We start from the raw sequence: 674 nt of genomic DNA on the forward strand, positions 1-674 counted from the left end.
CGTTCAACGACAGCTCGTCGCGCTCCCATTCAGAGAGATACGCGTCCAAAGGTCAAGAACTTGCGCTAGACCCTAACTCCGCGGCGGGTCGCTGTCGACGAGACAGCGATTCAGATCGGCACAGAGTGGCGGTGGTGTTACGCTGCAATCGACCTGGATTCGATGCTGGTACTCGATATCGAGGTGTTCAGCCGCCGCGGGATCGGTCCCGCGGCGGCATTCCTCTCGCGTCTTGCAGAGCATCACGACCTTTCGGAAACGGAACTGCTGGTCGACAGCTTCGGCTACCGGACCGCTCTGTCCCGATTGGGACTGAGCGGTCAGGTGGAGTATAGCGGCCGGAACCACATCGAGCGGTGGTTCCAGACGCTCAAACAGCGGACGGACCGCTTCTATACGACCTGGAACGGTGGTCCGGCCAGCATTCGCCGCTGGCTCAAGCGGTTCGTACACTACTACAACACGCAGCGACCGCATCAGGCTCTCAACGGCCGCACGCCGGCTGAGGAGGCTTAACTAGACAGCGCCTTCAAATAGACACTGCCAGTACGATGAACTATCGGTGTTTTTATATCGGGTTTGGTTGATTTACTCTCGCTGTTGCGTTCTGAGTTGATAAAGCCACAGGGAGCGAGACCTCTGTGAGGGGCACTGGAACAAGGTGTGTAGGCTGC

1 pseudogene is annotated in these 674 nt (G+C 58.3%); it reads left to right on the forward strand.

Annotation, left to right across the window (positions count from 1 at the left end):
- Positions 1–75: 75 nt before the first annotated feature.
- Positions 76–516 (forward strand): annotated as a pseudogene (locus ACQUQO_RS18280) (integrase core domain-containing protein); the annotation flags it as partial.
- Positions 517–674: the final 158 nt, after the last annotated feature.

The organism is Halococcus sp. AFM35 (assembly GCF_051195015.1).
Classification (GTDB): Archaea; Halobacteriota; Halobacteria; order Halobacteriales; family Halococcaceae; genus Halococcus.